Origin of the sequence: Streptomyces mayonensis (assembly GCF_018982965.1) — a bacterium.
In the GTDB taxonomy this organism is placed as follows: domain Bacteria; phylum Actinomycetota; class Actinomycetes; order Streptomycetales; family Streptomycetaceae; genus Streptomyces; species Streptomyces mayonensis.
The window spans coordinates 1-1,190 of record NZ_JACBYP010000270.1 but is presented as its reverse complement, the minus strand read 5'-3'; the positions used below and the strand labels follow the sequence as shown (position 1 = coordinate 1,190).

The window sequence follows — 1,190 nt, the reverse complement described above, 5'->3', positions numbered from 1 at the left end:
GTCTCGGAGGTCGAGCCGTGGGGGCCCGGGTGGGCTCAGTAGCGGTAGTGGTCCGGCTTGTACGGGCCTTCGACCTTGACGCCGATGTAGTCGGCCTGCTGCTGACGGAGCGTGGTCAGCTTGACGCCGAGGGAGTCGAGGTGGAGGCGCGCGACCTTCTCGTCCAGGTGCTTGGGCAGCACGTAGACGTCGGTCGGGTACGCGTCGGGCTTGGTGAACAGCTCGATCTGGGCCAGGGTCTGGTCCGCGAAGGAGTTGGACATCACGAACGACGGGTGGCCGGTGGCGTTGCCCAGGTTCAGCAGGCGGCCCTCGGACAGCACGATGAGGACCTTGCCGTCGGGGTGGGTCCACGTGTGGACCTGCGGCTTGACCTCGTCCTTGACGATGCCCGGGATCTGGGCGAGGCCGGCCATGTCGATCTCGTTGTCGAAGTGGCCGATGTTGCCGACGATGGCCTGGTGCTTCATCCTGGCCATGTCCGAGGCCATGATGATGTCCTTGTTGCCGGTCGTGGTGACGAAGATGTCGGCCTTGTCGACGACCTCGTCCAGCGTCGTGACCTGGTAGCCGTCCATCGCCGCCTGCAGGGCGCAGATCGGGTCGATCTCGGTGATGATCACTCGGGCGCCCTGGCCGCGCAGCGATTCCGCACAGCCCTTGCCCACGTCGCCGTAGCCGCAGACGACGGCGGTCTTGCCGCCGATCAGGACGTCGGTGGCGCGGTTGATGCCGTCGACCAGGGAGTGGCGGCAGCCGTACTTGTTGTCGAACTTCGACTTGGTGACCGCGTCGTTGACGTTGATCGCCGGGAACAGGAGGGTGCCGTCGCGGTGCATCTCGTACAGGCGGTGGACACCGGTCGTGGTCTCCTCCGTCACCCCGCGGATCTCGGACGCCAGCTGGGTCCACTTCTGCGGGCTCTCGCTCACCGTGCGGGTGAGGAGTTCGAGGATGACGCGGTGCTCGTCGGACTCGGCGGTGTCGACCGGGGGGACCTTGCCGTCCTTCTCGTACTCGACGCCGTTGTGGACGAGGAGGGTGGCGTCACCACCGTCGTCCAGGATCATGTTCGGGCCGCCGGTGGGGGTGTCGGGCCAGGTCAGCGCCTGCTCCGTGCACCACCAGTACTCCTCGAGCGTCTCGCCCTTCCAGGCGAAGACCGGGACACCCCGCGGGTTGTCGGGCGT

At 67.1% G+C, this 1,190-nt stretch carries 1 protein-coding gene; it reads right to left on the bottom strand.

The annotated features are described in order from the left end of the window. Window positions 1–35 precede the first annotated feature (35 nt). On the bottom strand, window positions 36–1,190 hold a 1,155-nt coding region (locus HZS56_RS37800), incomplete at its 5' end, for an adenosylhomocysteinase (RefSeq protein WP_216725323.1).